This window comes from Halomonas ventosae (genome assembly GCF_004361885.1).
Taxonomy (GTDB): domain Bacteria; phylum Pseudomonadota; class Gammaproteobacteria; order Pseudomonadales; family Halomonadaceae; genus Halomonas; species Halomonas ventosae_C.
The window spans coordinates 39,358-45,357 of sequence record NZ_SNWH01000020.1 but is presented as its reverse complement, the minus strand read 5'-3'; the positions used below and the strand labels follow the sequence as shown (position 1 = coordinate 45,357).

Here is a 6,000-nt window from a genome sequence, read left to right as displayed (position 1 = left end):
GCGGCAGGCCGTTGCCTTCTGTCAGCAGGCTGCGCTTGACGCCGCCTTTGCCGCGGTCGGTGGGGTTCGGGCCGGTTTTTTTCCCCGCCCAAGGGAGCCTTGGTCATCGTGCCATCCACCGACAGCCAGCTCCAGTCGATGCCCTGGAGCCGATCGTACTCCAGCACCCCCCGGCGCCAGAGCTCTTCAAACACACCGGCCTCCAACCATTCCCGAAAGCGACGGTAGGCCGAACTGCACGAGCAAATCCCCGTCGCATCGAGGGCATTCCACTGGCATTTCGTACGCAACACAAACAGGATGGCATCCATCGCCGACCGGTTTGGGACCCGCGGCCGGTGGCAGCCCAGCGGGTGCGGCTTGCCCGGTGGCAACAACGGCTCGATTTGTGCCCAGAGCTCGTCCGGCATGCGCCAGCCATCGTCTTTACTGATCAAGCCCATGACCTGTCCTCCCAACTGCTATCCTGTCTTACATTTAGAGGGGGCTACACAGCTCACGTTCACTACCTATCGAAATAGGCTCTTAGCAGCTCGGCAGGCCCGTGCCGATGGCCAATCACCTACATCGAGGGTCTATCCGAGGGCCTGGCGCAAGCTGGTCATATCGAGTCTTCCTGAAACAGACTATCCTCAAGGGTGCATGCACCCACATACCCCCCATAGAAAGGATGCCACCATGAGCAATAGCGAAGATAGAGAAGCCTACGAGAAGAAGCTAGAGGCCCAGCTGGATCAGTGGCAGGCCGAGATAGACAAGTTGAAAGCCAAGGCGGATGCCGCCGAAGCCGATACCCGGATTGAGTATCAGAAGCAGATCGACAGGCTTGAGGAGCAGCGACAGGATGCTCTCAAGCGGATGGAGGAATTCCAGGAAGCCAGCGATAGCGCCTGGAAGGACATGAAGGCCGGCATGGAAAGCGCCTGGGCATCCCTTCAGGAATCCCTCGAAAAGGCACACTCCCGCTTTAGAAAGTAATCCGCCGCCCCTCTCGCTGGGCGCCCGTCAGCGGCGCCCTCCCCTCGTCTGATGCTCCCTGGCCTGGGCCGTCGTTCCCGACGGCGTACCGGCAGGTGACGACAAAACGCCGATCACCCGTCTCGGCCACGAGGGCGAGCCGAGCGATCGGCGTGTGGCGTGAACCCGCTCAGGCGAGAGCCGGTTCGGTCATTCGTCCAGGTAGGTCGCGATGGCATCCTTGAGGGCGACGCGCTTCTTGCGGGCGTCTTCCTCGATGTGAGTGGCCACCGGCTCAATTTCGGTTTCCATCCGGTGGATCTGCCGATTCACCTCATGGTAATCCTCGGCGAGTTTTGCGAAATGGGTATCCGACTGCTTGAGGCTGTGGATGCGCTCAATGTGATCGGGAAATTCCTCGACCAGCTCGTGGGGCGTATGGCTCATGGCACCTCCCAATCCTTGTGTGTGGTGACGATAGAGTGTCCACTCTATCAGTGGCTTGACGGGCCGTCCATGAGCCAGGCAGAGCGATCAGGGCTATCGCAGAGAGCGGCACCGCTCAGGGCTAAGCCGTCGACAGGCCCCGGAGTGCCGAACCATCGAGGAAGCGCTGTGGCCCCCCTGGGCACTACCGACGCCATCCCTGGCGTAAGCCCCCCTCTACGACATGTCCTCGGCGCCCCTCGTTAGATTCAACTGCGATCGCCATGGGAAAAGCCCATCGCCCGCCTCCGGCGACCAGGCCGGTGTGCTAGCATGGCGCGGTTTGTTCTCATCCTTCACCTTGGCAGTGGAATTTCCATGGAAGAGATCGGCCTGAGTTGGCTGCTGGGCCAGGGCGTGAGCCTGGTGGCCCTGGCACTCTGCCTGCTGGGCTTCGCCAGCAAGCGCGACGACAAGCTGTTCGTGCTGCTGTTATTCGCCAATGTTGCCTTCGCCGCGCAGTTCGCCTTGTTCGAGAGCTGGGTGGCGGCGGGGATCTCGGCGCTGATCGTGGTGCGCATCGCCCTGGTGCGCCGCTTTCCCCGCCAGCGCGCACTGATGCTGGCGATGCTGGCAGCCACCTTGGCAGTGGCGGCGCTGACCTGGAGCGGCCCGCGGGACATCCCGGCCCTGGCGGCAGGGCTGCTGGGCACCTGGGGCATGTTCATGCTGCGTGGCATCGCCATGCGCGCCGCCCTGGCCGTGGCGGCGCTGTGCTGGATCATCAGCAATGTGCTAGCCGGGTCCATCGGCGGCACCCTTGCCGAAAGCCTGATCTTTGTAACCAATGTGATCACTATCTTGCGTCTCCGGCGGGATGCCCGGCTACGCTATATCCACGGCTGAGCGCCGCGACTGAACGTCTCCTTCTCGCCACGCCTGCAGCAACCGCTGCGACGCGTGATGTGAGCCCGGCCGGGCAGTGACAAGCCTGGATCGATAGACAGGCCAACAGGATAGGTCGGTGGCAGTGGTCCTCTGAGCCATCAGCCGCCGGCCGAGCGGCCATCCTGCTCGAAGAGGTTGCGCCGCTCCTCCTCGTCCGGCGGACCCTGGCGGCGGAAGTCACGGCCCAGGTCGACCCCAGCCTGAACGGCCGGACGCTCCTTGATCGCCTGGCGCCAGCGTTTCACGCGGGGAAAGTCGTCCAGATCCTGCCCCAACGGCCTGGCAATCAGCACCCAGGGCCAGGAGGCCATATCGGCGATGCTGTAGTCGTCGCCGAGGAGATACGCACGGCCTTCCAGGCGACGTTCCAGCACGCCCAGGCAGCGGTGGTACTCCTTGGCGTAGCGCTGCTCGGCGTAGGGATGTTCCCCCGGTGCATAATTGACGAAGTGGCTGACCTGCCCCGCCATGGGGCCGAGGTTGCCCACCTGCCAGAACAGCCACTCCAGCATCTCCTTGCGACCTCGCCCGTCACCGGGCAGGAAGCGGCCAGTCTTCTCGGCCAGATGGACGAGAATGGCACCGGACTCGAACACCGGCAGCGGCTCGCCGTCGACGTCATGATCGACGATGGCCGGCATACGGTTGTTGGGGCTGATGGCCAGGAACTCGGGGCGGAACTGGTCGCCGCGGCCGATATTCACCGGGATCATCCGGTAGGGAAGGCCACACTCCTCAAGCATGATGGAGACCTTCCAGCCGTTGGGCGTCGGCCAGTAGTAGAAGTCGATCATCCCTGTGGCTCCTCTGGGGTGGTGATGACGCCTGTGCGGGCCAGTTCATCGAGGCTCGCCTCGTCGTAGCCACTATCACGAAGCAGGGCGCGGGTGTCCTCCCCCAGCGCCGGGGCTGCCGAGAGGGGAAGGGCTTCGCTGCTCGAAAAACGCGCCGGCATCCTGGCCTGGCGGATGCGCCCCGCTTGCGGGTGGTCATACTCGTGGATGATGTCGCAGGCGCGCACCTGCGGGTGGTCGATCATCTCCCCGCGCGTCAGCACCGGCGCACAGGGCACGCCCTCGGCGTCGAGTCGCGCCAGCCAGTGCTCGCTGGAGGCATGGCGGATCATCGACTGGGTCAGCTCCAGGCGAGCGTCGATATGGATCTGGCGCGACTGCGCGGTGCGAAAGCGCGGATCCTCTGCCCAGTCGGGGCGCTCCAGCGCGCGGACCAGCCCCTGCCACTCCCGGTCGCTCTGCACGGCGATGGTGATGTAGCCATCGGTGGTCGCATAGATTAGATCCTGGAAGCTGGCCGCCTCCTGCTGCGGGAGCTCCTGACCCACGAAGGTCTGGCTGCCCATGTCGGAGCTCCACAGGAAGGCGATCGTCGCCTCCAGCATAGAGAGGCGTACATGCTCGCCCCTGCCCGTCCGGGTACGCGCGAAGAGGGCGGCGGTGATCGCCTGGGCGGCGGTCACGCCGGTGAGCTTGTCCGGGAGAATGGTGCGCACCAGCCGAGGCCGCCGCTGGTCGGAGCCGGCCTGCACCGTGGCAAGCCCCGAGAGGCCCTGAACCAGCGGGTCGTAGACCGGACGGCCAGCATAGGGCCCCTGCTCCCCGTAACCGCTGATCGAGACGTAGATAATCTCCGCAGCATGGGCACGCACGGCCTCCTCACCGAACCCCATGCGCTCGATGACGCCGGGGCGGAAGTTCTGGACGAACACGTCGGCGCTCTCGATGAGTCGCCATAGTGCCTCCCGCCCCTCGTCTGCCTTGAGATCGATGGCCACGGAGCGCTTGTTGCGGTTGTTGTTGAGGTAGGACGCCGACAAGCCGCCCTGACGATTGGCAGCGGAGCGGGTAAAGTCACCCCCGGCGGGGTTCTCTACCTTGATCACCTCGGCGCCCTGGTCCGCCAGCATCATGGTGGCCAGCGGCCCCGATACCATGGCGGTCAGATCGATGATACGCACGCCCTCGAGGGGAGCGGTCATGGCATGGTCTCCTGTCGGGTGGCACAACCCCGTCGGCACAACGGAGTTCCAGTATGCCACAGCCCCTGCCCCACCAGCTGAGTGACCGGAGCGCGCCGGATTGCTAGTCTCGGCCGCGGGGCTACCCCCCAGGTGAACAGCCCTATTCCGAATCGAGGCTCACAGCGCGGGACTCAATCGCCTCGTGATAAAACAGCACGCAGTTGCGGCCGGCGTGCTTCGCGGCATAGAGCGCCTGGTCAGCCTGGGCCATCAACTGGTTCGTCGCCTGGCTAGCCTCATCGCCCTGGCCGGCGACCCCAAGGCTGACCGACATCATTACCTTGAGCGGTGGTTCATCTTCTGACATTTGCACAACGAAGGGTTCATCGGCGATGCACCGTCGCAGGCGCTCGGCCAGCGCCAGGGCCTGGTCATCCTGCATGCCGCTGGTCAGGACGGCAAACTCCTCGCCCCCCAGACGCACCAGACCATCACCCGGGCGAAGCTCGTGGCGCAGCCGTTCCACCATCATTCGCAGCAGCGTATCGCCGACCAGATGGCCATGGGTGTCGTTGACCTGCTTGAAATGGTCGATATCGAGGAGAATGAGGTGGCGGGGCGCCGTCGCCGGGCCGATCGTTTCGAGGTGCTGAGCCATGCCCCGCCGGTTGAGGGCGCCGGTCAGGGCATCGAGCTGAGAGGCGGCAAGTGCCTGCTCCTCATCCTGCTTGCGCCGACTGATATCGAGCACCAGCCCGGCGACAACGACCGGCTGCCCTACCTCGTTGCACTGGATCTCGCCGATGAGCTCGTGCCAGATCCACGATCGGTTGGCCAGCCTCAGCCGACCATCCAGGCGGAACTGGGTAGACTCGGCGATGCGCCAAAGAGCCCTCAGACGCGCCCAGAGCTCAGCGCGATCCTCGGGGTGCAGGCGGGCGAGCATGCGTCGCAAGGACACCCGCGAATACGCCTCGGGGTAGCCCAGTAACGTCTTGAGCGACTGGGAGCACCACAGCCGCCCATTACACAGGCTGATTTCCCAGACGCCACAGTTGGCTAGCGTGTGGAACAGTTCGATCTGACGGGAGCGATGATTCAGCTGGTCACGGTAAAGGGCCGCCGCGATCAGCTGGCCGACGGCCTCGAGCAGGTCGAGACCCGGCCCCCGCCAACTCACGGGACGCTCGCAATCATCGATACCCAGGGTGCCCCACCAATGGCCATTGAAGAAGAGAGGCACCGTGGCCGTGGACTGAATCGCCTGGTTCTCGAGGTCACTTCGCAGCGGCCCCTGGGGCATGAGCGGGATGCAAAAGTCATGCGACACCCCCGCCTGGCGCTCCTCGACCAAACGACGATAGACGGGGTCCTCGAGTGTCGAGGAAAAGAAGCGAAACCGATTCTGGTTAAGCTGTCGATAGTGCTCCGATGGTGCCCACTCGAAGACATAATCCTGAACCACAGCATTGGACTGCACCTCCATGAGCTGAAAGACCCAGACGCGGCTCGCCCCGGTAACAGGACCGATCTCGGCCAGCAGCTGGTCGACGCCTTCTGCCCAATGCTCGGCGCTCATCAGGAACTTGCCACCTCGGCTGAGTGCCGCCAGGCATTGCGCCGTATCGATCGGTACAGGAGTGGCGGGGGCCAGCTCCAGAGAGCGCGCTGGTTGACCTGACACAGTGGTA

At 64.3% G+C, this 6,000-nt stretch carries 6 protein-coding genes and 1 pseudogene; 2 read left to right on the top strand and 5 right to left on the bottom strand.

From position 1 onward, the window contains the following. Nucleotides 1-443, bottom strand: a pseudogene (locus DFO68_RS12730) (IS5 family transposase); the annotation flags it as partial. Between the two features lie 235 nt (nucleotides 444-678). Here DFO68_RS12730 and DFO68_RS12725 point away from each other — a divergent pair. Then, on the top strand, nucleotides 679-978 hold the full coding sequence (locus DFO68_RS12725; RefSeq protein WP_133484015.1) for a coiled coil domain-containing protein: 300 nt from the start codon (nucleotides 679-681) through the stop codon (nucleotides 976-978). A gap of 189 nt (nucleotides 979-1,167) precedes the next feature. Here DFO68_RS12725 and DFO68_RS12720 read toward each other — a convergent pair whose 3' ends face one another. Further along, nucleotides 1,168-1,404, bottom strand: coding sequence for a YdcH family protein (locus tag DFO68_RS12720; protein WP_133484014.1), 237 nt, complete (start codon nucleotides 1,402-1,404; stop codon nucleotides 1,168-1,170). A gap of 357 nt (nucleotides 1,405-1,761) precedes the next feature. Here DFO68_RS12720 and DFO68_RS12715 point away from each other — a divergent pair, with 357 nt between their 5' ends. After that, nucleotides 1,762-2,289, top strand: a complete 528-nt coding sequence (locus DFO68_RS12715) for a YgjV family protein (RefSeq protein ID WP_133484013.1) — start codon at nucleotides 1,762-1,764, stop codon at nucleotides 2,287-2,289. Between the two features lie 140 nt (nucleotides 2,290-2,429). On the opposite strand, the gene DFO68_RS12710 is transcribed toward DFO68_RS12715, so the two are convergent. The 3 genes from DFO68_RS12710 to DFO68_RS12700 form a co-directional block, all read right to left on the bottom strand. Beyond that, on the bottom strand, nucleotides 2,430-3,125 hold the full coding sequence (locus tag DFO68_RS12710; RefSeq protein ID WP_133484012.1) for a glutathione binding-like protein: 696 nt from the start codon (nucleotides 3,123-3,125) through the stop codon (nucleotides 2,430-2,432). Next, nucleotides 3,122-4,327 carry a CaiB/BaiF CoA transferase family protein gene (locus DFO68_RS12705; protein ID WP_133484011.1) on the bottom strand — a complete coding sequence of 402 codons (1,206 nt, stop codon included), beginning with the start codon at nucleotides 4,325-4,327 and terminating at the stop codon, nucleotides 3,122-3,124. Before DFO68_RS12705 ends, DFO68_RS12710 begins: the two co-directional genes overlap by 4 nt. Nucleotides 4,328-4,469: 142 nt before the next feature. Further along, nucleotides 4,470-5,993 carry a sensor domain-containing diguanylate cyclase gene (locus tag DFO68_RS12700; RefSeq protein ID WP_166637575.1) on the bottom strand — a complete coding sequence of 508 codons (1,524 nt, stop codon included), beginning with the start codon at nucleotides 5,991-5,993 and terminating at the stop codon, nucleotides 4,470-4,472. Nucleotides 5,994-6,000 lie beyond the last annotated feature (7 nt).